The sequence below is a fragment of the Psychromicrobium xiongbiense genome, assembly GCF_030271165.1.
Taxonomy (GTDB): domain Bacteria; phylum Actinomycetota; class Actinomycetes; order Actinomycetales; family Micrococcaceae; genus Renibacterium; species Renibacterium xiongbiense.
In genome coordinates this window covers 43723-67272 of record NZ_JASSZH010000021.1, presented here as the reverse complement: position 1 = coordinate 67272, position 23550 = coordinate 43723, and the positions used below count along the sequence as shown (strand labels likewise).

General features: G+C 63.9%; 23 protein-coding genes. 20 read left to right on the top strand and 3 right to left on the bottom strand.

The genetic code is table 11. The annotated features are described in order from the left end of the window. The first annotated feature begins 57 nt into the window (after positions 1-57). From QQM37_RS08255 to QQM37_RS08240, 4 genes are all read left to right on the top strand, one after another. A complete protein-coding gene (locus QQM37_RS08255; RefSeq protein ID WP_285726432.1) occupies positions 58-2928 on the top strand; it encodes an FtsK/SpoIIIE family DNA translocase in 2871 nt (956 codons plus the stop codon). A gap of 52 nt (positions 2929-2980) precedes the next feature. Then, positions 2981-3586, top strand: a complete 606-nt coding sequence (pgsA, locus tag QQM37_RS08250) for a CDP-diacylglycerol--glycerol-3-phosphate 3-phosphatidyltransferase (protein WP_285726740.1) — start codon at positions 2981-2983, stop codon at positions 3584-3586. Between the two features lie 2 nt (positions 3587-3588). Then, on the top strand, positions 3589-4083 hold the full coding sequence (locus QQM37_RS08245) for a CinA family protein (protein WP_285726430.1): 495 nt from the start codon (positions 3589-3591) through the stop codon (positions 4081-4083). A gap of 129 nt (positions 4084-4212) precedes the next feature. Next, complete coding sequence (locus QQM37_RS08240) at positions 4213-4647, top strand: helix-turn-helix domain-containing protein (protein ID WP_285726428.1); 435 nt, start codon at positions 4213-4215, stop codon at positions 4645-4647. 53 nt (positions 4648-4700) lie between these two features. Here the strand turns inward: QQM37_RS08240 and QQM37_RS08235 are convergent, their stop codons facing one another. Continuing rightward, positions 4701-5249, bottom strand: a complete 549-nt coding sequence (locus QQM37_RS08235) for a MarR family winged helix-turn-helix transcriptional regulator (RefSeq protein WP_285726426.1) — start codon at positions 5247-5249, stop codon at positions 4701-4703. A 65-nt stretch (positions 5250-5314) separates the two neighbouring features. Here QQM37_RS08235 and QQM37_RS08230 point away from each other — a divergent pair, with 65 nt between their 5' ends. From QQM37_RS08230 to dapF, 7 genes are all read left to right on the top strand, one after another. Continuing rightward, positions 5315-5536, top strand: a complete 222-nt coding sequence (locus QQM37_RS08230; RefSeq protein WP_285726424.1) for a DUF3046 domain-containing protein — start codon at positions 5315-5317, stop codon at positions 5534-5536. Between the two features lie 255 nt (positions 5537-5791). Continuing rightward, entirely contained in the window at positions 5792-6844 is a 1053-nt protein-coding gene (recA, locus tag QQM37_RS08225; protein WP_285726422.1) for a recombinase RecA, read from the top strand. After that, complete coding sequence (locus QQM37_RS08220; RefSeq protein WP_285726420.1) at positions 6834-7367, top strand: regulatory protein RecX; 534 nt, start codon at positions 6834-6836, stop codon at positions 7365-7367. Before recA ends, QQM37_RS08220 begins: the two co-directional genes overlap by 11 nt. A gap of 140 nt (positions 7368-7507) precedes the next feature. Then, positions 7508-8752, top strand: a complete 1245-nt coding sequence (locus tag QQM37_RS08215; protein WP_285726418.1) for an aggregation-promoting factor C-terminal-like domain-containing protein — start codon at positions 7508-7510, stop codon at positions 8750-8752. 60 nt (positions 8753-8812) lie between these two features. Continuing rightward, on the top strand, positions 8813-10345 hold the full coding sequence (gene miaB, locus QQM37_RS08210) for a tRNA (N6-isopentenyl adenosine(37)-C2)-methylthiotransferase MiaB (RefSeq protein WP_285726417.1): 1533 nt from the start codon (positions 8813-8815) through the stop codon (positions 10343-10345). 42 nt (positions 10346-10387) lie between these two features. Continuing rightward, entirely contained in the window at positions 10388-11359 is a 972-nt protein-coding gene (gene miaA / locus QQM37_RS08205) for a tRNA (adenosine(37)-N6)-dimethylallyltransferase MiaA (RefSeq protein WP_285726738.1), read from the top strand. Between the two features lie 388 nt (positions 11360-11747). After that, positions 11748-12671 carry a diaminopimelate epimerase gene (gene dapF / locus QQM37_RS08200; protein ID WP_285726415.1) on the top strand — a complete coding sequence of 308 codons (924 nt, stop codon included), beginning with the start codon at positions 11748-11750 and terminating at the stop codon, positions 12669-12671. Between the two features lie 55 nt (positions 12672-12726). Here dapF and QQM37_RS08195 read toward each other — a convergent pair whose 3' ends face one another. Continuing rightward, positions 12727-13338, bottom strand: a complete 612-nt coding sequence (locus tag QQM37_RS08195) for a class I SAM-dependent methyltransferase (RefSeq protein WP_285726413.1) — start codon at positions 13336-13338, stop codon at positions 12727-12729. A gap of 450 nt (positions 13339-13788) precedes the next feature. Here QQM37_RS08195 and hflX point away from each other — a divergent pair, with 450 nt between their 5' ends. After that, positions 13789-15408, top strand: coding sequence for a GTPase HflX (hflX, locus tag QQM37_RS08190; protein ID WP_285726410.1), 1620 nt, complete (start codon positions 13789-13791; stop codon positions 15406-15408). Next, the gene (locus QQM37_RS08185) at positions 15401-17452 is read left to right on the top strand and encodes an ATP-dependent DNA helicase (RefSeq protein ID WP_285726408.1); all 2052 of its coding nucleotides are present in this window, start codon (positions 15401-15403) and stop codon (positions 17450-17452) included. Before hflX ends, QQM37_RS08185 begins: the two co-directional genes overlap by 8 nt. A 30-nt stretch (positions 17453-17482) precedes the next feature. Here the strand turns inward: QQM37_RS08185 and lexA are convergent, their stop codons facing one another. Continuing rightward, the gene (gene lexA, locus QQM37_RS08180; RefSeq protein WP_285726406.1) at positions 17483-18226 is read right to left on the bottom strand and encodes a transcriptional repressor LexA; all 744 of its coding nucleotides are present in this window, start codon (positions 18224-18226) and stop codon (positions 17483-17485) included. A gap of 328 nt (positions 18227-18554) precedes the next feature. Here lexA and QQM37_RS08175 point away from each other — a divergent pair, with 328 nt between their 5' ends. The 7 genes from QQM37_RS08175 to QQM37_RS08145 all read left to right on the top strand — a co-directional run bounded on the left by QQM37_RS08175 (position 18555) and on the right by QQM37_RS08145 (position 23548). Further along, positions 18555-19001: a LysM peptidoglycan-binding domain-containing protein gene (locus tag QQM37_RS08175; protein WP_285726404.1), complete on the top strand. Its 447-nt coding sequence runs from the start codon at positions 18555-18557 to the stop codon at positions 18999-19001. A gap of 120 nt (positions 19002-19121) precedes the next feature. Then, the gene (locus tag QQM37_RS08170; protein ID WP_285726402.1) at positions 19122-20240 is read left to right on the top strand and encodes a histidinol-phosphate transaminase; all 1119 of its coding nucleotides are present in this window, start codon (positions 19122-19124) and stop codon (positions 20238-20240) included. Positions 20241-20307: 67 nt separating this feature from the next. Further along, entirely contained in the window at positions 20308-20910 is a 603-nt protein-coding gene (hisB, locus tag QQM37_RS08165; protein ID WP_285726400.1) for an imidazoleglycerol-phosphate dehydratase HisB, read from the top strand. Then, entirely contained in the window at positions 20907-21602 is a 696-nt protein-coding gene (gene hisH, locus QQM37_RS08160) for an imidazole glycerol phosphate synthase subunit HisH (RefSeq protein ID WP_285726398.1), read from the top strand. The genes hisB and hisH overlap by 4 nt, the downstream gene beginning before the upstream one ends. Continuing rightward, positions 21602-21757 (top strand): hypothetical protein, encoded by a 156-nt coding sequence (locus tag QQM37_RS08155; protein WP_285726396.1) that lies wholly within the window; start codon positions 21602-21604, stop codon positions 21755-21757. Before hisH ends, QQM37_RS08155 begins: the two co-directional genes overlap by 1 nt. A 58-nt stretch (positions 21758-21815) precedes the next feature. Then, complete coding sequence (gene priA / locus QQM37_RS08150; protein WP_285726394.1) at positions 21816-22550, top strand: bifunctional 1-(5-phosphoribosyl)-5-((5-phosphoribosylamino)methylideneamino)imidazole-4-carboxamide isomerase/phosphoribosylanthranilate isomerase PriA; 735 nt, start codon at positions 21816-21818, stop codon at positions 22548-22550. Next, positions 22547-23548: an SseB family protein gene (locus QQM37_RS08145; RefSeq protein ID WP_285726391.1), complete on the top strand. Its 1002-nt coding sequence runs from the start codon at positions 22547-22549 to the stop codon at positions 23546-23548. The genes priA and QQM37_RS08145 overlap by 4 nt, the downstream gene beginning before the upstream one ends. Positions 23549-23550 lie beyond the last annotated feature (2 nt).

Sequence of the window (23550 nt, the reverse complement as noted above, 5' to 3'; positions counted from 1 at the left end):
GGGGCCACACCCCGGCAAATCCTGAGAAAACGCTAGGCACGGCGGTACCGTGGACCCATGGCGACTCGAACTTCCCCCGTGCGCCCGTCCAGCAGTCGTGCCCCGAGTACCAAGGGCAAGGCGAGTTCCCGCCCGGCTGAACCTGTGGCGGAGCATCGTCCTGCCTGGCCTCTGCGGGCTGTAGCGGGCCTGTGGCTTGGCCTGGCTCATCTGATGGGCGGTGGCATCCGTCGACTCGGTCACGACAAGTCCTCGCTGGATCATGCCCTGCGCCGCGACGGCGGTGCACTGCTGTTGCTGGTGGTCGCCGTGGGCATCGCCACCTTCGAGTGGTGGGGGCTCAAGGGCTGGCTTGCTGACGGCGTTCACGGCGTCGTGGAGGGAACCGTCGGCTGGATGGGCATGCTGTTGCCGCTGATGCTGTTCATCTGCGCGATCCGTCAGTTCCGGACTCCGGAGCAGGTCCGGGCGAACAACCGGGTCGCCATCGGCTTCACCGTCATGACCGTGGCGGGTGCCGCCATCGCCCATGTGGTGGGTGGGCAACCCAGTCTCAGCGCCGGTTTTGACGGTGTCCGGCAGGCCGGAGGCACCATTGGATTCCTGGCCGCTGCGCCGCTCGTCTCGCTCAATGTCTGGCTGGCGGTGCTGGTGTATGCCGCCCTGGCTTTCGTCAGCGTGCTGATTGTCACCGCCACACCGGTCACGTCGATCCCCTCGCGGTTGAGCGACCTCTATGAGCACCTCACCGGTCAGGATCCCGAATCCTCTGCAGGGCGTGAGCGTCTGGATCTGGACGCTCACGACCAGAGCTACCTCTATGACCGCCCGGCCGCGCAGCATATGAACCGGCCCGCGAAGAAGCGCTCCTGGTTTGGCCGCAAGTCCGCTCAGGAAGACAGCTCACTGTTGCCCGGCTACCACGGCGACGAGGCCTTCGATCACGCCGTGATCGACGATGACGACGTCGCAGATTCCACTCCGGGCACCCAGCCAACCCAGGCGCTGGCCTCCAGCCCAGCCGTTCCGCCGGGCGTTCGCCGCCCCACCCGGGCCGAACTCGCAGCGGAGGAGCTCAAAGCCGCCCAGGGCCTTGGTGCTCAGCCCGTCGGAGTGCCGACGGGCGTTGAGCCGGTCACTGAAGCGATCTCCACCGCAGCCCTCAACGTTGCCCTGCAGCAGCCTGCCGCCCCGGCCACGCCGCACGCTGTGGATCTGGTGGCGCAGGTGCCGAATACTCCCATTCCGCAGCGTTCGGAGCAGCTGAGCCTGGCTGGGGACGTGACGTACACGCTGCCGAATGCGGATCTGCTGACCCCTGGGACGCCGCCCAAGGAGCGCTCCGAGGCCAACGATGCGATCGTTGCCGCCCTGACCAACGTACTCACCCAGTTCGGCGTGGATGCCCAGGTCACCGGCTTCTCCCGCGGCCCGACCGTCACCCGCTACGAGATCGAACTCGGTGCCGGGACCAAGGTGGAGCGGGTAACCGCTCTGTCCAAGAACATCTCCTACGCTGTCGCCAGCGCCGATGTCCGGATCCTTTCGCCCATCCCCGGCAAGTCCGCCATCGGCATCGAGATTCCCAATACCGATCGTGAGACGGTCTCCCTGGGGGATGTGCTGCGCTCTCACAACGCCCGGCGTACCGATCACCCCATGGTCATGGGCGTCGGCAAGGACGTCGAGGGTGGTTTCGTTGTTGCGAACCTGGCCAAGATGCCGCACCTCCTGGTGGCCGGTGCCACCGGTGCCGGTAAGTCGTCCTTTGTGAACTCGATGATCACCTCGATTCTGATGCGCTCCACTCCGGATGAGGTGCGCATGGTCATGGTGGACCCCAAGCGTGTGGAGCTCACCGCCTATGAGGGCGTGCCGCATCTGATCACCCCGATCATCACGAATCCCAAAAAAGCTGCCGAGGCACTGCAATGGGTGGTGCGGGAGATGGACACCCGCTACGACGACCTGTCCAACTTCGGTTTCAAGCACATCGACGACTTCAACAAGGCGGTCCGTGCGGGGAAGGTCAAGCTCCCGGAAGGGTCCAAGCGAGTCCTCAAGCCCTATCCCTACCTCCTGGTGATCGTGGACGAGCTCGCCGACCTCATGATGGTCGCCCCTCGCGACGTCGAGGACTCGATCGTCCGCATCACCCAGCTGGCGCGCGCCGCCGGCATCCACCTGGTGCTGGCCACCCAGCGGCCCTCGGTGGACGTGGTGACCGGTCTGATCAAGGCCAATGTCCCCTCCCGGATGGCCTTCGCCACCTCCTCGGTGACTGATTCCCGCGTGGTGCTGGATCAGCCGGGTGCTGAAAAACTGATCGGGCAGGGCGACGCGCTCTTCCTGCCGATGGGCGCCTCGAAAGCCATGCGCGTCCAGGGTGCCTGGGTCAGCGAGTCGGAGATCCACCAGGTGGTGGAGCACGTCAAGGGCCAGCTGCAGGCCGTCTACCGCGAGGATGTCGCCGCGGAAGCACCGAAGAAGCAGATCGATGAGGAGATCGGTGACGATCTCGAGGTACTGATTCAGGCCGCAGAGTTGATCATCACCTCCCAGTTCGGCTCCACGTCCATGTTGCAACGCAAATTGCGGGTCGGCTTCGCCAAGGCCGGGCGTCTGATGGACCTGCTGGAAAGTCGCGGCGTCGTCGGGCCCTCCGAGGGTTCCAAGGCACGTGATGTCCTGGTCAAACCTGATGATCTGGCAGCGACGCTGGCGGCGATCCGCGGCGACGATGCTCCCGCGGTGGCCGATGCGACCACGGCTGCACTGGCTGATAATGCCAATATCAATCAGGGATTCGGGACTCCGGTCGATCTGGTGGCTCAGGATCTGGAGTCCCGGCCTCAGGCCACTGAGTACTACGACGATGACGACGATGACGACGGTGGCGAGGACGCCTGGCAACTCACCGGGCGATAGTCTGATGCGGCGTGCAGGACGGTAGGCTGGGAGGGTGAGCGAACCGCAGGAGATCTCCGGCCAGCCCGGAGCGTCCTCCGCGGCATCGGCCCCCGTGCCCGTGCTGAATATTGCCAATTTTCTGACGGTGCTTCGCATCGTCATGGTGCCTTTCTTCATCTGGTTCTTTCTCGCTGACAGTCAGCACTACGGACCGTGGCGCTGGGCAGCCCTGCTGACCTTTTGTGTGGCCATCTACACTGATCAGCTCGATGGTGACCTGGCGCGCAGGCGCGGCCTGATCACCGATTTCGGCAAGATCGCCGATCCTATTGCGGACAAACTGCTGATCGGTGCGGCGCTCGTCCTGCTCTCCTGGCTGGGGGAGCTCTCCTGGTGGATCACCGGCGTCATCCTGATCAGGGAGCTCGGCATCACCGGTCTGCGCTTTGTGGTGATCCGCTACGGTGTGATCCCGGCATCCAGGGGCGGAAAGTTGAAGACCGTATTGCAGACTGCGGCGATCTTCCTGTTCCTGCTGCCTGTCACGCCGCAATGGCCCTGGTTGTGGTGGGTGGCGTTCATAGTGATGCTGGCCGCACTCGTGGTCACTGTGGTGACCGGAGTTGACTACATTCTGCAGGCGATCAGGCTGCGCAGAGTCGGCAGGGCACAGTAGTCGTGAGCAACCCGGAGTGCGCGCGGGAGTTGGTGCAGGAGCTGATCCGGAGGAATCTCACGGTCGCCACCGCAGAGTCACTCACCGGTGGTGCGGTGGCCGCCAGCCTGGTCTCTGTCGCTGGGGTCTCCGCCGTCTTCCAGGGCGGCATCGTCGCTTATCAGAATCAGGTCAAAGCGGATCTGCTCGGTGTGTCGACCGCCTTGCTCGAGAGGGTCGGGTCGGTGGATGGTGAGGTGGCCGCGCAGATGGCCCAGGGGGCGGCGCACCGGTTGGGAAGTCGACTCGGACTGGCCACCACCGGGGCTGCCGGCCCGGAATCACACGACGGCCAGCCCGTGGGAACTGTTTTCCTCGCTGTGGCGTTGGACTCACAGACGCGGGTGGTGGAACGTCACTATTCCGGTGACCGGGACGACATCCGACGTCAATCGGTGACGGATGTACTGGCGCTGGCCCATGAAGTAGTGGCAGGCTGTAAGGACGACTCACAGTAATTTCCCATCCCGCGGGTGGGAACAAAACCATTTGATCGATAGTTGATCAGGTTATCCAAGGCGGCTCAAGTGGTTGTTGCGGGTCAGAAAACATGTGCCTTTCGGGGATAAGAAGGAGAAGCGATACTCATGGTGAAGCAACCCGTATCCGTCAACGGCGTAGTGCGCTGGCGGGATGTGGGTTTGGCGGATGAAGCGAAAGTGGCACCGGGAGCGCCCAAGAAAATGGTGGTGCTTCGCCACGAAATCGGTGACGTTCTGCGAGACCTGCGTCAACGCCAGGGGCGGACGCTGCGTGAAGTGTCACATAACGCCAGGGTGTCGTTGGGGTATCTGAGCGAAGTGGAGCGTGGTCAGAAAGAGGCCTCCTCAGAACTGCTCTCCTCGATCTGCACCGCACTGGATGTGCCGCTGTCCATCATGCTGCGTGAGGTGAGCGATCGGCTTGCCGTGGCTGAAGGAATGAAGGTTCCGGACACCTTGCCGCAGGATTTTGCGGCGCGGTATGGCCGTAGCCTGGATGACGAACTGTCTGCTGAATTCGGCACGCCCGCTTACAACTGAATCAGAGGTCGGTCCGCTGACCCCTCCATCGACGATCGTTCAGGCGTCGAGGCTCAGGCCTCGGCGCCTGCGTCGTAGGGGCCATTGAATTTGGCCAATAGTCTGGCGAACTCGCTGATATCCGCAGGGCTCCACTGGGCCAGACGGGCGTGCAAGGCCTCTTTGCGGGCCACCAGAGCGGCCTCCAGGCGGCTCCGCCCTTCGTCGGTGAGCGTGATGAGCTGCGCTCTGCCATCCAGCGGGTCATTGACCTTGCGCACCAACTCGATCGATTCCAGGAAGCTGACCTGACGGCTGACTGAGGGCTTGCCCACGCCGATGCTGGCCGCCAGATCGGTCAGGCGCAAGGGCCCGGTGCGGTTGATCATCGCCAGCAGGCCGTAAGCGGCCGGGTCAAGATCGAAATGAACCTCACGCGCCAGATGGTAGGAGAGCGCGCGGGCCCGTCGCCACAGCGTGCTGATTTCCGCTTCTGCAGACTCCAGGGCGGCCTCCGTGGAGGCTGAGTCGATCCGGCCGACGTCGCGGCTGTCCGTGGTGTTCCCGGATGGCCCGCCTGTGCTCCGGGCAGGGTCCTGGCGATCACCGGTGGATGCTGTCATGGCACTAGCTTAGGGGAGCCTTGCCAGGGTACTGCAGGGGTGTCGGGAAGTGACACAATTTCCAGATGCGGATAAGCCACTTCTGGAAGTTGATGGATGATGAGTTCGGGCCCGCGTATTCGCGGTCCCTGGCGCGGGATGCCGTGCTGAGTTCGCTGGGTGGCCGGACGGCCGTGGACGCGCTGAGTACCGGGGTTGAACCGCGGCTCGTCTGGGAGGCCGTGTGCGTGCTCCAGGATGTTCCCTTGACACGTCGGCTGGGGCGGGATGTACCACCGCGTCGATGACGCGGAACATGGTCACCAACACGCCGAAAAACATTCGAATATTTGTTCGGTTCGGCGGTAGGCTTGAGCTCAAGAAGTTGAGAACAGGCCCGACTCTTCCTGCACATCCCGGGGGCGGTGGGTCTTTCCTCACAAACCAGGCCTGAACAGTGTTCCGGACAGAAAACTGTCGGCACCACGGTCTAGCGTCTCACTCAACGCCACGGAACGCTACGAGATCGTGGATCGAGTTTCAGCACACACAGAGGAGTCATCATGGCAGCCGCACCGGATCGCGAAAAGGCGCTTGAAGCAGCACTTGCCCAGATCGACAAGCAGTTTGGCAAAGGGTCCATCATGCGCCTGGGCGATGAGGTCCGCGCTCCGATTGAGACCATTCCAACGGGCTCCATTGCGTTGGATGTTGCGCTGGGTATCGGGGGACTTCCCCGTGGGCGGGTCGTGGAGATCTATGGGCCGGAGTCCTCGGGTAAGACCACCGTGGCTTTGCACGCGGTAGCCAATGCTCAGCGCAATGGCGGCATCGCTGCCTTTATTGACGCCGAACACGCCCTGGATCCGGATTATGCAGCCAAGCTCGGCGTGGATGTCGACGCGCTCCTGGTCTCTCAACCGGATACCGGTGAGCAGGCGCTGGAGATCATGGACATGCTGGTCGGCTCCGGGTCGCTGGACATCGTGGTGATCGACTCCGTTGCTGCCCTGGTGCCCCGGGCGGAAATCGAAGGCGAGATGGGAGACAGTCACGTAGGCCTTCAGGCTCGCCTGATGAGCCAGGCGCTGCGTAAAATCACCGGTCGCCTGAGCCAGACCAAGACCACGGCCATCTTCATCAACCAACTGCGCGAGAAGATCGGCGTGTTCTTCGGCAGCCCCGAGACTACGACCGGTGGTAAGGCTCTCAAGTTCTACGCCTCGGTGCGCATTGACGTTCGTCGGATCCAGACCCTCAAAGAGGGCGCCGATTCGGTCGGTAACCGTACCAAGGCAAAGATCGTCAAGAACAAGATGGCTCCGCCCTTCAAGGTTGCGGAATTTGACATCATCTATGGCCAGGGCATTTCTCGCGAAGGCGGGATCATCGATATGGGCGTGGAGCACGGCATCATCAAGAAGTCCGGTTCCTGGTTTACCTACGATGGCGATCAGCTGGGCCAGGGGATGGAGAACTCGAGGCGCTTCCTACGGGATAACCCGGAGTTGGCGGAAGAGCTTGAGCGCCTGATCAAGGAGAAGTTGGGCGTGGGGGTCAAAGCCGCTGAAGGAGACGCCAAGTCGCCGCAACTGCGCGCTGTAGATGACCTCTGAGACTCCAGCGGCCCCAGTCGATCCAGAGGCGCTGGCCAGGAGCATTGTTCTGCGGCAGTTGACGGCCTCGCCGCGAAGCCGCAAGCAGCTGACGGATGCGCTGGCCAAACGTGAGGTGCCAGATGAGGTAGCCAGCACGGTTCTTGATCGCTTCGAAGAGCTCAGGCTGATCGATGATGCCGAGTTTGCAGCTCTCTGGGTGCGCTCCAGGGCCGAACATCGTTCACTGGCCCGGGGTGTGCTCAGGCGCGAACTGGTGGAGAAAGGCATCTCGGCGGATCTGATCGAGCAGGCACTGGCTCAGCGCAGCGACAATCAGGAACGAGCTTCGGCCCGGGAACTCGTCCGCAGAAAATTGCGCACGGTCCCGCATGGCCCGTGGGATCGGGCCATGCGGGATAATCTGATGCGGAGACTGACCTCAATGCTGGCACGCAGGGGCTACCCCAGCTCCTTGGCATGGTCGGTGGTCAGTGCCGAATTGGAGGCCCTGGGGGCCGAGTCTGACGTGGGGTACAGCTAAGCCGCACGTTGGCGTGGAGGTTTCCGGGTAGCCGCTCGGTGGGATCCTTTGACGCGGTAAGTAGTGATCTTTGCCGCAGCCTGGGTTATTCTGGGGACCGTATGTTCAGGTTCAGGCACAAGGTAAGAGTTCTGATTCCGGTGACGGCTCTCGTCGCCGCTTTAGTGTTGCCCGGGCTTTCTGCAGTACCCGCACGTGCTGACGGTGACACGCCACCGAGTGGTTACCCGTCGTGGGCTGATGTTCAGCAGGCTAAACAGAACGCTGCCAGCACCGCGGCTGAAACTGACCGGATCACTGCGCTGCTGGGGCAGCTGACCACGAAGGCGGCCCAGCTGGGTGATGCTGCGGTGACGGCCTCGAAGACCTATGCCGAAACCAAGATTGCCCTGGATGCGGCCACTGCCCGCACGGCGGAGATCGCTCAGCAGAGCGATGCAGCCGCACGCACCTCGGAACAGCTCCGTCAGGAGGCTGCCTCACTCGCCGTGCAGGCCTATAAAAATGGTGGGACCGGTCTGCAGAGCCTCGCCGTTCTGGGAGATCTGGGCAGCAGTGAAGGCCTGCACCAGGCGTCACTGCTCGGTTACGTCACCCGGGACACCTCAAATCTTCTGGTCAAAACCCAGGCTGCGCAGCGGTACACCGATGCGCTGAAGCAGCAACTGCAGGCCAGTCAGGACGAGCGAAGCCGGCTCGAAAGCCAGGCCAGGACGCAGCTTGACGCTGCTGCTGCGGCGCAGAAGGCTGCGGAAGTGGAAGTGAGCACTCAGCAGAGCGCGCACGACACCCTGGTCTCTCAACTGGCCTCGCTGAATAATGTTGCAGCCACGACAGATGCGAAGTATCAGCAGGGCGTTCAGGCCCAGAGAGAATACGAAGCGGCCCAGCAGGCGAAAGCTGCTGCGGCCGCAGCAGCGGCAGAACAGCAACGCCAACAGCAGGAGGCTGCCCGGGCGGCTCATAATGCCGCGCAACAGGGCTCCGGTGGGTCTGGTGGTAATTCCGGTGGCTCCGGTGGGGGCGGCTATACGCCACCGCCGGTGGTCTCCCCACCCATTCCCGGAGGAGCGGTGAACGACCCGGCCGGGGCGCAGGCTTACGCTCAGGCGAATCTGGGCGCCTTTGGCTGGGGGCAGGATCAATTCGGCTGCCTGCTTCAGTTGTGGAATCGTGAATCGAGCTGGCTGACCAATGCCACCAATCCCAGCAGTGGAGCCTACGGTATTCCCCAGTCTCTGCCGGCTTCCAAGATGGGCCAAACCGGTTCGGACTGGCTGACTAACTACCGCACTCAGATCAACTGGGGCCTGAACTACATTCTGGGTCGTTACGGCTCGCCCTGCGGCGCCTGGGCGCACGAAGTATCTAGCGGCTGGTACTGACCGCCGTACGGTTCTCACGGTTGGGGAGCCCCGCGGGCCCGGGAGGACTACCATAGTGTGGTGACTTTGAACGACACCCTGACCGCCGCTCCGCAGCGCACCTACCAGGTGCGCACCTTTGGATGCCAGATGAACGTCCATGACTCCGAACGGATGGCAGGCCTGCTGGAGAGCTCCGGCCTGGTTCGCGCCGAGGGCGATCTGGCCGACGTCGTCGTCTTCAATACCTGCGCCGTACGCGAGAACGCGGACAATAAGCTCTACGGCAACCTGGGCCAGCTGGCCCCGATCAAAGAAGCTCATCCCGGCATGCAGATTGCCGTAGGTGGATGTCTTGCCCAGAAGGACCGGGACACCATTGTGGCCAGGGCTCCCTGGGTGGACGTGGTGTTCGGAACGCACAACGTCGGCTCACTGCCTGCGCTGCTGGAACGCGCACGGCACAATCAGGAAGCCCAGCTGGAGATCCTGGAGTCTCTGGAGGTCTTTCCCTCCACGCTTCCCACCCGGCGCGATGCCGTCTACTCCGGGTGGGTGTCCATCTCAGTGGGCTGCAACAACACCTGCACCTTCTGCATCGTGCCCTCGCTACGTGGCAAGGAACGCGACCGCCGCCCGGGGGACATCCTCAACGAGATCAAAGCCCTCGTGGAGGATGGCGCCATCGAGGTCACCCTGCTGGGGCAGAACGTCAATTCCTACGGAGTCGAATTCGGGGACCGGCAGGCCTTTTCCAAACTCCTGAGGGCCTGCGGTGAGATCGACGGCCTGGAGCGGGTTCGCTTCACCAGCCCGCATCCGGCGGCCTTCACCGACGATGTCATCGAGGCCATGGCGGAAACGCCCAATGTCATGCCGCAGCTGCATATGCCGTTGCAGTCGGGCTCGGACACCATCCTCAAGGCCATGCGCCGTTCGTATCGTTCCAGCAAATTCCTGGGAATCCTGGACAAGGTGCGTGAGCGAATTCCGCACGCCGCAATCTCCACGGACATCATCGTCGGCTTCCCAGGAGAGACCGAAGAGGACTTCCAGAACACGCTGGACGTCGTGGAGCGGGCCCGGTTCGCCACGGCCTTCACTTTCCAGTATTCCAAGCGCCCCGGGACACCGGCCGCAGACCTGCCCGATCAGCTGCCCAAAGCGGTGGTCCAGGAACGGTTTGAACGATTGGTTGCACTGCAGGATCGGATCAGCGCCGAGGAGAACGCAGCCCAGGTGGGGCGCGAGGTAGAGCTGCTGGTCCTTGCTGAGAAGGGCAAGCGCGCAGCGCAGACCCACCGTCTCTCCGGGCGGGCTCAGGACAACCGACTGGTGCACTTTGCGGTTCCGGAAGGGGAACAGACACCACGACCCGGTGACGTGGTCACCGTGACACTCAGCGAGGCTGCGTCCTTCCACTTGGTGGCAGATCCCGGAGCCGGCCGCACGTACCGGGTGCGGCGCAGCCGCGCAGGAGACGCTTGGGATCGTGCACAGGCAGACTCCTGTGGGGTTCCCGCGGGGCCCGCAAGTACCACGGCGGCTACGGGCTCCGTGTCGCTGGGTATGCCGACGCTGCCGGTGCGGTCCGCGGCCGGCATCGCCGGCTGATCTGCGCGTGAAGTTGATCCGGGCGTGAACCAGTCACCTCCGATGCCGGTCGTCATCGCGGTGGTCGGACCGACCGGGACCGGAAAATCGGATCTGGCACTCGACCTCGCTGAGCGACTGGGCGGGGAAGTCGTCAATGCGGACTCCATGCAGTTCTATCGGGGCATGAATATCGGCACCGCCAAGCTGCCTCCCGAGCAACGACGCGGCGTCCCACACCATCTGCTGGACACCCTTGAGCTCAGGGAGGAAGCCAGCCTGGCCGAGTTCCAGACCCAGGCCCGGGAGGCGATAGCGCAGATTCAACAGCGAGGTCTGCATCCCCTGGTAGTGGGTGGCTCGGGGCTGTACGTCCGGGCGGCGCTGGACGTACTGGAGCTGCCGCCTACTGACCCGGCGCTGCGTGATCGTCTTGCCGCTGAGCTCGAGGACCAGGGGGTGGAGGCCTTCCGGGTGCGACTGCGTGCGGTGGACCCGGCATCGGAGGCGAGAATTGGCGATGCCCGGCGCCTGGTGCGGGCGATGGAGGTCTATGAGCTGACCGGCCGCACCTTCGAGTCGTTTATGCCACGCCGGGAGTACGTCCAGCCGGCGGTGCAGATCGGCCTCAACGGTGATCGCGGAGTTCTACACAACCGGCTCGCCACCCGGGTAAGGCAGATGTCAGATGGCGGGCTGTTGGAGGAGGTGCGTCGACTGGATCTTCTGGGTTTGCGAGAGGGGAAGACGGCGTCCCGTGCGTTGGGATATCAGCAGTTTTTGCGGGTGCTCGGCGGCCAGACAGGTCAGGATGGCGTTGGCTACAGCGGCGTCGGCTACAGCGGCGTTGGCTACAGCGGCGTCGGCTACAGCGAGGAACAGGCCATCGAGGACACTGTTGTGGCGACCCGGCAGTTCGCCCGCCGTCAGGTCACCTGGTTCTCTGCGGATCCACGGGTCCATTGGCTGGATTTCGCCGGTAGCCCAGAGAAGAAGGTGACAGCCGTCATCGACCGTCTTCGTGGATCACGCTAGCGCCCAGCACGCTCCCCAGACTCGCGAGCTCACCCGGGGCCCCTCGCGCGCTAGCGCCCCGCACGCTCCCCAGACTCGCGAGCTCCCCCGGGGCCCCTCGCGCGCTAGCGCCCAGGACGCTCCCCAGACGCGCGAGCTCACCCGGGGCCCCTCGCGCGCTCGCGCCCAGCACGCTCCCCAGACTCGCGAGCGCACCCGGGGCCCCTCGCGCGCTAGCGCCCCGCACGCTCCCCAGACTCGCGAGCTCCCCCGGGGCCCCTCGCGCGCTAGCGCCCAGGACGCTCCCCAGACGCGCGAGCTCACCCGGTGCCCCTAGCGCGCTAGCGCCCAGCCCGCTCCCCAGACTCGCGAGCTCACCCGGGGCCCCTCGCGCGCTAGGCTTAGGTTCATGGTGCAGAACGGTATGGAGTCATTGAGTGGTGTTGCGTTCCGTAAGGGACATGGCACCGGTAACGACTTTGTGCTGCTCCGTGATGCCGAGGGAGCTCTGGCCCTGGATGCGTCCACCGTGGCTGTGGTCTGTGACCGGCGCCGGGGTGTGGGTGGTGACGGGCTGATCCGGGCCATCAAGTCCGCGCAGCTGCCGGACGGCCGGGCAGTGCTCGATCGTGACCCCTCCGCCGAATGGTTTATGGACTACCGCAACGCCGATGGGTCGATCTCTCAGATGTGCGGTAACGGCGTTCGGGTCTTCGTGGAGTTCCTGCTGGACGAAGGGCTCGCCTCACTCGAAGACGGCGGGACGCTGGCCATCGGCACCCGCGCCGGCGTCAAATATGTGCAGCGCGTGCCGAACGGTTATGCGGTGGATATGGGTCCCTGGTCGCTGGCTGAACCCGAGCAGGCCGCAACAGCTGGTGTGGATGCCCTGGTGAAGGCCCATGAGCTCGATGTCGCCCGCCCGGCGCTGTCGATCAACACCGGTAACGAGCACACGGTGGTGGCTCTGGCGCACCGCGCCGAACTGGATGAGCTGGAGCTTTTCCGGGCTCCTGTGGTGGATCCTGCCCCGGTCAACGGATCGAATGTCGAGTTTGCACTGCCGCACGAGCCACTAGTGGTGGATGGTGTAGCGGAGATCAGCATGCGCGTCTATGAGCGTGGAGTGGGGGAGACCCTCTCCTGCGGAACAGGTGCCTGCGCTGCTGCTGCTGCCACCCGGTACTGGGCCGGCCCCGAGGCGCCCGACAGTTGGCGGGTCCAGGTTCCCGGTGGCACTCTGGGCGTACGGTTCTTCACGGCGGAGGACGGCCTGGAACACGTGGAACTCTCCGGGCCAGCGGTACTGGTCGCCTCCGGCGTCTTGGGCTGAGGCGACCACCGAACCCGGCCTCAGGCGCCGCTGCCAGCCGGGTCCGGATTCGGACTCAGCTTTCCGCCGGGCGAACGACCTCCAGGACCCGGAACGCTTTCACACTGGTCATCCGGCGGATACTGAGATCATCGAAGGTCCCAGCGATCCACTCCTGGAGCGAGTCCGATCCCAGATTCTTCTGCACCACCAGATAGGCCTTGCCGCCCACGGCCAGACGCGGAAGCCAGATCTGCAGAATCTCGTGCAATACGGCCTTGCCGACCCTGATGGGCGGATTGGACCAGATCAGATCGAAGCGCAGACCCGGGTCAATTTCCTGTGGAGTGCTGACATGCACCCTGCTCAGGCCCAGCGCAGCGGCATTTTCCCGGGTGACTTCAAGAGCCCGCTCATTGACGTCCACTGCGTACACCTCGGCCTCGGGTGCGCGGAGGCCAAGGCTCAGAGCGATCGGCCCCCAACCACAGCCAATGTCGAGCAGCTTCCCGCGCGCGGGCGGTTCCGGTGCTGTGCTGAGCAGGACCTGAGTACCCTTGTCGACGCCATCGGGGGAGAAGATTCCCGAATCCGTGGTGACGGTGCGCTCGGCTCCCGCCAGCATGACAGTGCGGCTGCGCGGCTTGCGGGCGATGCCGGGCTGGGCAGAGAAATAGTGATCAGACACCGTTCCACGATAGTTGTCGCGCTGACCGGAAGAGAAGTTCCGGCCTCGATGTGCCGGAGGCACTATCCCGCTGTGGAGTGACGAGTGCCGGATCGGCTATTATTGAACAATGCTGATTTTTCTCTGAGCCCATTTTTTGTTGAGCTTCGCCCCGATCGATCGCCTGTGAAGGCGGATGCCTGGTCCAGGCGGGCTCCAGGTGCGGCTTTTCATCTTTTTATCAGCCATTCGCCCAGCGGGATGGATTCTCGTTTCCCACATGTTGTCGGTGAACACGAGGTCTCTCCGAAGCGGCCCTTTTGAACAACAACCTCAGCGTCTGCCGATGGCAGCTCCGGTTCGTTGTTCCTTTCAGGAGGCACCGTGGTACCCCACGATCACACCATACGCTCCCGGCAGGATGTCGGTGGAGCGAGCTACGATAAAAACTCAGAGACTTCCAAGGAGAATATGACCACGCCCCATACCCAGCCGGACCCGCACTCGGAGGCAGGTCAGCAGGCCGCCATCGACGGCTCGAGCGGGGATCTCAGCCCGGCCGAGATTCAGGCCGTGATTGATCGCATTCTGGCCAAAGAGCCCGGACGGACAGGCTCAACGAGTCAGAACGGGTCAGCAGAGCACAGCAGCCCCGGTGGCGTTCTGGACGGACGTGCCCAAGCGCTGAGCTCGCTGCAGCGCGAACACAGCTCCTTCGACGGCGACCAGGCTGATCTGGCAGATCGCCGCGCGCTCAAGCGGGTTGCGGGCCTCTCCACCGAACTCGATGACGTCACCGAGGTCGAATACCGGCAGCTACGCCTAGAACGCGTGGTGCTGGCTGGTCTCTGGTCCGAGGGCACACTGGCGGATGCGGAAAATTCGCTACGCGAATTGGCCGCGCTGGCGGAAACTGCGGGTTCCGAGGTCCTCGATGGCCTGGTTCAGCGTCGGCTTAAGCCGGATCCCGGCACCTACCTGGGCTCGGGCAAGGCACAGGAGCTCAAGAACATCGTGGCGGCTACCGGGGCGGACACCGTGGTGGTGGACGGCGAGCTTGCTCCCTCACAGCGGCGCGGCCTGGAAGACATCGTCAAGGTCAAGGTGATTGACCGGACGGCCCTGATTCTGGACATCTTCGCCCAGCATGCCAAAAGCCGCGAAGGCAAAGCCCAGGTGGAACTGGCGCAGCTGGAATACCTGTTGCCACGCCTGCGTGGTTGGGGCGAATCCATGTCCCGACAGGCCGGTGGCCGGGTGGGTGCTGCCGGCGGCGGCATCGGCTCCCGTGGCCCCGGTGAGACCAAGATCGAACTGGACCGCCGACGCATCCGCACCCGGATGGCCAAGTTGCGCCGCGACATTGTCGCCATGAAGCCTGCGCGGGAGACCAAACGGGCCAATCGGCGTCGCAACGAGATGCCTTCCGTGGCCATTGCCGGGTACACCAATGCCGGGAAGTCCTCGATTCTCAACCGGCTCACCCACGCCGGGGTGCTGGTCCAGAACGCGCTCTTCGCGACCCTGGACCCGACAGTGCGGCGCGCCGAGACCCCCGACGGCATCGGCTACACTCTCGCGGACACCGTGGGATTCGTACGGTCGCTGCCCACCCAGCTGGTGGAAGCCTTCCGTTCCACGCTGGAAGAAGTGGCAGATTCCGATCTCATCGTCCACGTGGTGGATGTTTCGCATCCTGATCCGGAAGGCCAGATCGCTGCCGTACGGCAAGTGCTTTCCGAAGTGGACGCGCGCTCCATCCCAGAAATCATCGTGCTCAACAAGGCCGATGTCGCCGATCCCCTGGTGGTGGAACGGATGCGCCAGCGGGAGCGGAACACCGTGCTGGTCTCCGCACGGACCGGTCAGGGCATGGAAGAGCTGCGAGAGGCGATCAGCGCTGCGATTCCGCGCCCGGGCGTCACTCTCAGCCTGCTTATTCCCTATGCGCGAGGTGAGGTGATCAGCCGCCTGCACCAGTCAGATGCGAAGATCCTGGACCAGGAGCATGTGGCGGAAGGCACCCGGCTACGGGTGATGGTCCGCGAAGGGCTGGCGGCCGAGTTACGGGAGTTCAGTATCGATGGCTGAACCCGCACCGCAGGAGGACTCCGGGACGGAGCTGGCTCTGGAGCTGCTGTCCAGGGTCGTGGACCAGATGGGTGGTCAACAACGGCCCGGGCAACAGGAGATGATCCGGCAGGTCAGCGCTGCCATTGAGTCTGATACCCATCTGCTGGTGCAGGCGGGAACGGGAACCGGTAAGTCGCTGGGTTACCTCATTCCGCTCGTCGTTCATGCCCTGGAGAGCGAGCGGCCTTCGATCGTCGCCACGGCAACGCTGGCCCTCCAGTCGCAAATTGTTTCCCGGGACCTGCCTAAACTCCTGGCCGCACTGGAGCCGGTGCTCCCACGAGCCATCGACGTGGCGTTGATCAAGGGTCGCAGCAATTACGTGTGCAAACACAAGGTCTCCGGTGGTTTCCCGACGGATGAAGCCGAAGACGGCCAGCTGTTTGCGCTGGGGGAGGACGCCTCGATGGTGCTCCCCGGTGCTGGTCCGGCGACCTCCCTGGGCAAGGAAGTCGTCCGGCTACGGGAGTGGGCGGAGGAGACCGAGACGGGCGATCGGGATGAACTGATGCCCGGGGTGAGCGATCGCGCCTGGCGACAGGTCTCAGTGACCGCGCGGGAATGCCTCGGCTTCCAGAAATGCCCTCTGGCCTCGGAGTGCTTCAGCGAGCGGGCGCGCGCACGAGGGGCGGAGGCGGATGTGGTGGTGACGAATCACGCGCTGTTGGCGATCAACACCTTCGGCGACGCGGCGGTCTTACCCGAGAGCGACGTCGTGGTGGTCGATGAGGCACACGAACTGGTGGACCGGGTGACCGGTGCTGTCTCGGCTCAGCTCTCAGCCGCCATGGTGACGGCTGCGGCGGCGGCGGCTCGGAGGCACACTGCGATCTCGGTGGATGCGCTGCATTCTGCGGCGGAGGCACTGGAAGCAGCACTCAGTGGTCCCCCAGCAGGATGGATGCCTGATGGCGTCAACGCGGAGCAGGGATCAGCCCTGACGCTCGTGCGTGATGCAGCGCGAGTGGCGCTCTCTGACTCCAAGGGTGATGCCGGTCAGCCTGCAGCAGGTGGGCGGCAGCAGGCGCGGGCGAGGCTTCAGGAAGTGTTGGATGTCAGCGAGCGGATTCTGCTCGCAGGCCAGAGTAGAGATGGCCAGAGTGACGACGTTCTCTGGCTGGCCCGGGCGGGGGTGTTCAACCCGCAGCAGGGGTACGCGGCAGCGGCCGATTCGGAGCCGGGAATGCTGCATGTGGCCCCGTTGAGTGTTGCCATGACCCTGCGTGAGTCGTTGTTCGGCAACCACACCGTAGTGCTCACCTCGGCGACGCTCGCCATCGGCTCCGCGTTCCAGCCCACGGCCGGTGCTCTGGGCCTGCTGGGGGCCGGTGCACCCAGCTGGAACGGCGTGGACGTCGGCAGCCCCTTTGACTACCCGCGGCAGGGCATGCTCTATGTTGCTGCTCATCTGGACAAGCCCGGACGGGGAAACTCGCCGGAGCAACTGGATGAATTGCAGGCCCTGATCCAGGCCTCAGGCGGCGGTGCACTCTGCCTGTTTTCCTCCCGAAAGGCAGCGGAAGAGGCTGCTGATGCCATGCGGAAACGCACGGATCTGAACATTCTGTGTCAGGGGGAGAGCTCCATGGGAGCGCTCATCCGGCAATTTGAGGCGGAGCCTGATACCTGCCTCTTTGGCACGATGTCACTCTGGCAGGGCGTAGATGTGCAGGGAACCTCCTGCCGGCTGGTCACGATTGACCGGATTCCCTTCCCGCGGCCGGATGACCCCCTGATGACGGCGCGAACCCGGGAGGTGGCCCGCAACGGCGGCAACGGCTTCATGTCGGTTTCCGCCACTCACGCGGCCATTCGTCTGGCTCAGGGGGCCGGGCGGCTGATCCGGTCCTCCCAGGACAGGGGAGTGGTTGCAGTACTGGATTCGCGCCTGGCGACAGCGCGCTACGGCGGATTTCTCCGTTCAGCGCTTCCCCCGTTCTGGGCCACGACGGATAAGGCACTGGTGCTGGGCGCACTGAAACGGCTGGCCCCTGCCGACTGATGGCCTGTGCCGACTGATGTCCTGTGCGGATCAGAGGGCGCGCAGTACGGTGACAACCTTGCCCATCACGGTCGCGTGGTCACCCAGAATCGGCTCGTACTGGGTGTTCTGGGGGAGCAGCCAAGTGTGGCCGTCGCGCTGACGGAAGGTTTTGACGGTGGCCTCGTCGTCCAGCAGTGCGGCCACAATGTCTCCATTCTGGGCGTCGTTCTGCCTCCGTACCACCACCCAGTCGCCGTCACAGATGGCGGCATCGATCATGGAATCGCCGGCCACCTTGAGCATGAACAGTTCGCCGTGGCCGACCAGCTGGCGTGGAAGTGGCATCACGTCCTCCACGGTCTGTTCAGCCAGAATCGGGCCACCGGCGGCGATCCGTCCGACCAGGGGCACCATGGCGGTGTCCTGAGCACTGGAGAGCTCAGCGACCCGCTGGCCGTGGTGACCCAGCAGTTCGTCCTGTTGCTCCGTGGCCGCTGATGCCACGTCCTCTTCCTCAGTTTCCCGGAGCGTGAGGGGAATCAGAACTTCCATGGCGCGCGGACGCTTGGGATCGCGACGCAGATACCCCTGGCGTTCCAGCTGGGTGAGCTGGTGGGTGACGCTGGAGAGACTCGCCAATCCGACCAGATCGCCGATTTCGCGCATGGACGGCGGGTATCCGTTACTGCTGATCGAGCGTTGGATGCACTCCAGGATCTTCTTCTGGCGCACGGTCAAACCCCGGAGGCCGGTCTTACCGGTTCCCGGTGTGGCGTTGGTTTCCGTGGGCATTGAGCCACCGGCCTTTCCCTTGCAGCGATGAACTTCACTATCTTGTCGGTGCCCGCTGATGGACTGAACTCAACGCGGAATTCCACCAACGCTGAGGTTCCTCATCGATCCGGGCCCCGGCTCGATCTTTCCCTCAGGCTAGGGGGCCGGAAGCAAGAAATCAAACATTTGTTCGAGCGAGTCTTGATCCCCTTCGATCATTCGTGCTAAAACTGACTTTAGAGATTCGAAAATATGTTCTATGACGCTTGAGAATGCTTCCGGCCAAACGGCGGAATGTTCGAAGGTCACGGACCCTCGAATTCGCCATCACAGAAAGGTAATGCCCATGTCCACACTTCATGTCGCAACGGCAGCATTCGCTCCAAGCCGTCGTGCAGTGGTCCCCATGGCGATCTCTGCCTCCCGCATCCGCCGTGCCCCGGGTGCTACGTCCCGGGGTGTCGCGTTCCAGAACGCCGAGCCAGGGAGCGCCCTGCACCTGACCAGACGCGGGCGTATGGTGCTGATCGGCGTTCCACTGATGCTGCTTGCAGTCGCGGTCCTGGTGCTGATCGGATCCTTCGTGGGACAGGTCAAGGCTTCTGATGCCGCAGTGTCCGGGGTGCAGGCGACCTCCGTGACCGTGCAGCCCGGTGACTCGATCTGGTCGCTCGCCGCGCACAGTGGGGTTAACCGTGATCAAGGGGATCTGGTGACCGAAATCATCGAACTCAATGGCCTCACGTCTTCGGTGCTACAGCCCGGTCAGAGTCTGCTGGTGCCGACTCGCTAGGAGGTCCAACGCTCCTTGTGGGGAAACCTGGCGGCCGGTATCCGTCCATCTGCAACGGTGGCTGGCCCGGATGATGGTCAGGGTTCGGCGGGTGCCCACTTGCTCACCTAGAATTGACGGGTGAGTGAATTCCCTGAATCAGACCGGCGCGCAGCCTTGAACGGGCTGCCGCTTCGTCCCGAGTTGTGTGGCATGGAGCCCTATGGGGCGCCCCAGCTTGACGTGCCCATCATGCTCAACGTCAACGAAAATACTCACAGTTTTCCCGAAGATGCACATCGCGCCATTGTTGATGCGGTGGATGCCGCCGTCAAGGGCCTTAACCGCTACCCGGACCGTGAATTCACGGTGCTGCGCAGTGCACTGGCGGACTACCTCGGTCACGGGCTGAGTGCGGACCAGATCTGGGCGGCCAACGGGTCCAATGAGGTGCTCCAGCAGATCCTTCAGGCTTTTGGCGGCCCGGGGCGAAAGCTGTTGAGTTTCCCCCCGACATACTCCATGTATCCTCTGCTGGCGCGAGGTACCGGGACGGAGTACATCAGCGGGCAACGAGCCGAGGATTTCACGCTGAGTGCGGAGAGTGCAGCTGCTCAGGTGGAGCAGTACCAGCCGGACCTTGTGGTGCTGTGCTCACCCAATAACCCCACGGGAACCGCTCTGGAGCTCGAGGTGATCGAGGCGGTGTATCGCGCCGGGGAGGCCAGCCGTACCGTCGTCATTGTCGATGAGGCCTATGCGGAGTTCCGCCAGGCCGGGACCCCGAGCGCCCTGGAGCTGTTGCCCGGTCGAGATCGCTTGATCGTGACCCGGACCATGAGTAAGGCCTTCGCTCTGGCAGGCGCCAGATTGGGGTATCTCGCTGCTGCTCCTGCGATGACCGATGCCTTACGACTGGTCCGTCTTCCGTATCATCTCTCGGCCCTGACTCAGGCTGCCGCAGTAGCGGCGCTGGAGTGCTCCGGATCCCTGCTGAGAAACGTCGAGGACATCAAGGTCCAGCGGGACCGGATCGTCGACGGCCTCAAGAGCCTGGGGCTGGAACCCGCCCGTTCCGATTCAAACTTCGTCTTCTTCCGGGGAGTGAAGGATCCGCACAGCCTCTGGCAGGGTCTGCTGGACCAGGGGATTCTGGTCCGCGACGTCGGTCTGCCGCATAGCCTGCGGGTGACGGCTGGCACTGCGGAAGAAACAGATGCCTTCCTCAACGCCCTTCCCAGCTTATTGAATCAGGCCTGATTGCTGGACTAGGCCTGATCGACCACCTAGACCACAGTTTTCGCACATTTAGTCAAAGGACATTATGGTGACCCATCGCATCGCGCGGCTCGAACGCAGCACCTCGGAGTCCTCCGTGCTGGTCGAAGTTGATCTCGACGGCACCGGACAGGCGGACATCGACACGTCCGTGCCGTTCTACGACCACATGCTTAACGCGCTGGCCAAGCACTCGCTCATTGACCTGAAGGTCAGAGCGAGCGGTGATACTCACATCGATGTTCACCACACAGTGGAGGACGTGGCGATCACCTTCGGTGAGGTGCTGCGCGAAGCCCTGGGCAATAAGGCAGGCATCCGCCGCTTCGGTGATGCCTCGGTTCCCCTGGATGAGGCCCTGACGCACGCCGTCGTGGACATCTCAGGACGCCCCTACCTGGTGCACAGCGGTGAGCCTGCCGGGCAGGAATACCACCTGATCGGCGGTCACTTCACTGGATCGCTGACCCGCCATGTCTTTGAGGCCATCACCCTGCACGCCCAGATCTGCCTGCACCTGCGGGTGTTGGCCGGACGCGACCCTCACCACATTGTGGAGTCGCAGTTCAAGGCCTTCGCCCGGGCCCTGCGGATGGCGATTGAGCCGGACCCTCGGGTGAGTGGCATCCCCTCTACTAAGGGCCTGCTGTGAGTGAGTCACTGCCTGAGACGCCCGGACCCACGGTCACCGTTCTCGACTACGGTTCCGGCAATGTGCGCTCCGCAGTCCGTGCGCTGGAGCGGGCTGGTGCCCGGGTGACGCTCAGTGCTGACCCGAAGGATGTCCTCGAGGCGGACGGTCTGGTGGTGCCGGGCGTGGGTGCCTTCGCCACCGTGATGAAGGAACTCCGTGCGGTGGATGGCTTGCGTCTGATCGGCCGTCGCGTAGCCGGTGGACGGCCCGTTCTGGCCATCTGCGTGGGCCTTCAGATCCTCTTTGAGCACGGCGTTGAACATGGCATCAGCTCCGATGGCATGGGGGAATGGCCAGGCACGGTGAAGCTGCTGCCCGCCCCTGTGGTCCCCCACATGGGCTGGAATACCGTGAAAGTCCCCGAAGGCAGCAAACTCTTCGCCGGTGTGGAGGACGAGCGGTTCTATTTTGTGCACTCGTACGGGGTCCAGGAATGGGACTTCGACGTGAATCAGCCGAAAATGAAGCCGCCGCTGGTGACCTGGAGCGAGCACGGTGCGCCGTTCATCGCCGCGGTGGAGAACGGGCCGCTGTCCGCGACGCAGTTCCACCCGGAGAAATCCGGTAATGCTGGAGCACGATTGCTGCGTAACTGGGTCGAATCGCTGCCCCGACTGAGTCCGGTCCCTGACGAAACAACCACTGCCTGATGTGGTCGATTCTGCTCATGGGCCTGGGTGGCCTGCTGGTCGGCGGCGTGATTGCCTTCTGGCAGCAGAAAGCACCGCGTTGGGTCCCAGTGTGTTTCGGGATCCTGGCCGTGCTGGCATTCATCGCCGCCTATCTGTTCACGTCCTCGTCCTGAACCACTTTTGCTCAGCACGTCGTCCTGCCCATACCCTTGTTCCACACTGTGAGGAATCATGACCGAGTCAATTCTTGAACTTCTTCCTGCCGTCGATGTCGCCAATGGCCAGGCCGTCCGCCTGGTTCAGGGCGAGGCCGGCAGCGAAACCAGCTACGGCTCCCCCCTGGAAGCTGCTCTGGCCTGGCAGAACGATGGTGCTGAATGGGTTCACCTGGTGGATCTGGACGCGGCCTTCGGCCGTGGCTCCAATGCCGAGTTGCTGCGTGAAGTAGTCTCCACGCTCACGGTGAAAATCGAGCTTTCCGGTGGCATCCGGGACGATGCCTCGCTTGAAGGTGCTCTGGAGCTGGGTGCAGCCCGGGTGAATCTGGGTACGGCAGCTCTGGAGAACCCAGAATGGACGGCCAGGGCCATTGCGCGTTTCGGTGACCAGATCGCCGTGGGACTCGATGTGCGCGGAACTACTCTTGCCGCGCGCGGCTGGACGCGTGACGGCGGGGATCTCTGGGAGGTGCTGGCTCGCCTTGAGGACGCCGGTTGTGCCCGGTATGTGGTGACCGATGTGACCAAGGACGGCACCCTGCGCGGGCCGAACCTTGAGTTGCTCCGCGAAATGACCGAGCGCACCTCCAAGCCCGTGGTCGCCTCCGGAGGCATCTCCAGCCTGGATGACCTGCGCGCCTTGCGCGAGCTGGTACCTGCTGGCGTCGAGGGCGCCATCGTGGGTAAGGCACTCTACGCGGGAGCCTTCACTCTGCCCCAGGCACTGGACGTCGCTGGCCGCCGATGAGCACCCCGTTCCGGGAGCTGCCCGCTCATCTGGCCCAGCGGCTCGGTGCGGCTGGCGGAATGGCCGATGGCGCCGGGCAACCCTGGGCAGGGCGCGATCTTGAAGGTCAGCATCACCGCTTCACGGCCGACGACGGCGCCCCGGACGCGGCGTACCGGAAAAGTGTCGCTGAGCTGTGTGCAGGAAGGGGCAGCGAGGCAGCGGTGGTTGCGAGCCTGGCGCAGGCACGGGTCTTCGTGCCGATTATCGCCACCGACACCAGCGACCCTGCGACGAACGCCGAACATGCTCACCCTGATCATTCGCACGGTGACAAAGAATCGGAGATGGCTCTGGTGACCGTGAAGGCGCCGGACGGGCGTATCGCTCTGCCGGTCTTCAGCTCGCCCGAGCGGCTGACCCAGTGGCACTCACAGGCGCGGCCGGTGCCGGTGTACGCGCCCCGGGCTGCTCTGTCTGCTGTGGCAGAAGGCGCCCAGCTGCTGGTCATCGACCCCGGCACCGAAACCGTGGTGGTGCGCAGGCCTGCCGTGTGGGCCCTGGCACAACAGCGCGAATGGGTGCCGAGTTACGCCGATCCCGTCGTCGAGGAGGAAGTGCGGCGGGTGGTCGGCGGCCTGTGGGACGGCCGGAACAATGCCGCCTCCCTGGCGAGGATCCCAGAGAATAGGCCCAGGGTTCCAGGGGTTGAGTCCGTTGAACCATTCGATAGACTGGCTGAGGTGCCACAGGCCAACCCGATGAGTTGGTTGCACGGCGTGACGATTCAGGCGGGTTCTGGCATTCGCACGGTCTTTCCCGAGGGAGTGACTGTAGCGGGAGGCGGTTCGGGCCCGGAGCTGAACGTCATCGTGCACCTGGTATCCGGACTCGATCATCATCAAGTCAACTCCGTGGTTTCTGCCCTCCAACAAGCCCTTGCGCAGAGCGAGGTTTTTGCGGAGCGGGTCGATTCGCTCCAGATCAGCCTCCGCGGAACGCAAGAGCAACTACCCTAGCC

Excerpts from the sequence above, each read along its gene's own strand:
- QQM37_RS08255 (WP_285726432.1), top strand. The coding sequence starts at position 58 with ATGGCGACTCGAACTTCCCCCGTGCGCCCGTCCAGCAGTCGTGCCCCG.
- hflX (WP_285726410.1), top strand. The coding sequence starts at position 13,789 with ATGACCACGCCCCATACCCAGCCGGACCCGCACTCGGAGGCAGGTCAG.
- miaA (WP_285726738.1), top strand. The coding sequence starts at position 10,388 with ATGCCGGTCGTCATCGCGGTGGTCGGACCGACCGGGACCGGAAAATCG.
- dapF (WP_285726415.1), top strand. The coding sequence starts at position 11,748 with ATGGTGCAGAACGGTATGGAGTCATTGAGTGGTGTTGCGTTCCGTAAG.
- priA (WP_285726394.1), top strand. The coding sequence starts at position 21,816 with ATGACCGAGTCAATTCTTGAACTTCTTCCTGCCGTCGATGTCGCCAAT.
- QQM37_RS08220 (WP_285726420.1), top strand. The coding sequence starts at position 6,834 with ATGACCTCTGAGACTCCAGCGGCCCCAGTCGATCCAGAGGCGCTGGCC.
- QQM37_RS08175 (WP_285726404.1), top strand. The coding sequence starts at position 18,555 with ATGTCCACACTTCATGTCGCAACGGCAGCATTCGCTCCAAGCCGTCGT.
- recA (WP_285726422.1), top strand. The coding sequence starts at position 5,792 with ATGGCAGCCGCACCGGATCGCGAAAAGGCGCTTGAAGCAGCACTTGCC.
- lexA (WP_285726406.1), bottom strand. The coding sequence starts at position 18,226 with ATGCCCACGGAAACCAACGCCACACCGGGAACCGGTAAGACCGGCCTC.
- QQM37_RS08145 (WP_285726391.1), top strand. The coding sequence starts at position 22,547 with ATGAGCACCCCGTTCCGGGAGCTGCCCGCTCATCTGGCCCAGCGGCTC.
- QQM37_RS08240 (WP_285726428.1), top strand. The coding sequence starts at position 4,213 with ATGGTGAAGCAACCCGTATCCGTCAACGGCGTAGTGCGCTGGCGGGAT.
- QQM37_RS08230 (WP_285726424.1), top strand. The coding sequence starts at position 5,315 with ATGCGGATAAGCCACTTCTGGAAGTTGATGGATGATGAGTTCGGGCCC.
- QQM37_RS08155 (WP_285726396.1), top strand. The coding sequence starts at position 21,602 with ATGTGGTCGATTCTGCTCATGGGCCTGGGTGGCCTGCTGGTCGGCGGC.
- QQM37_RS08185 (WP_285726408.1), top strand. The coding sequence starts at position 15,401 with ATGGCTGAACCCGCACCGCAGGAGGACTCCGGGACGGAGCTGGCTCTG.
- QQM37_RS08235 (WP_285726426.1), bottom strand. The coding sequence starts at position 5,249 with ATGACAGCATCCACCGGTGATCGCCAGGACCCTGCCCGGAGCACAGGC.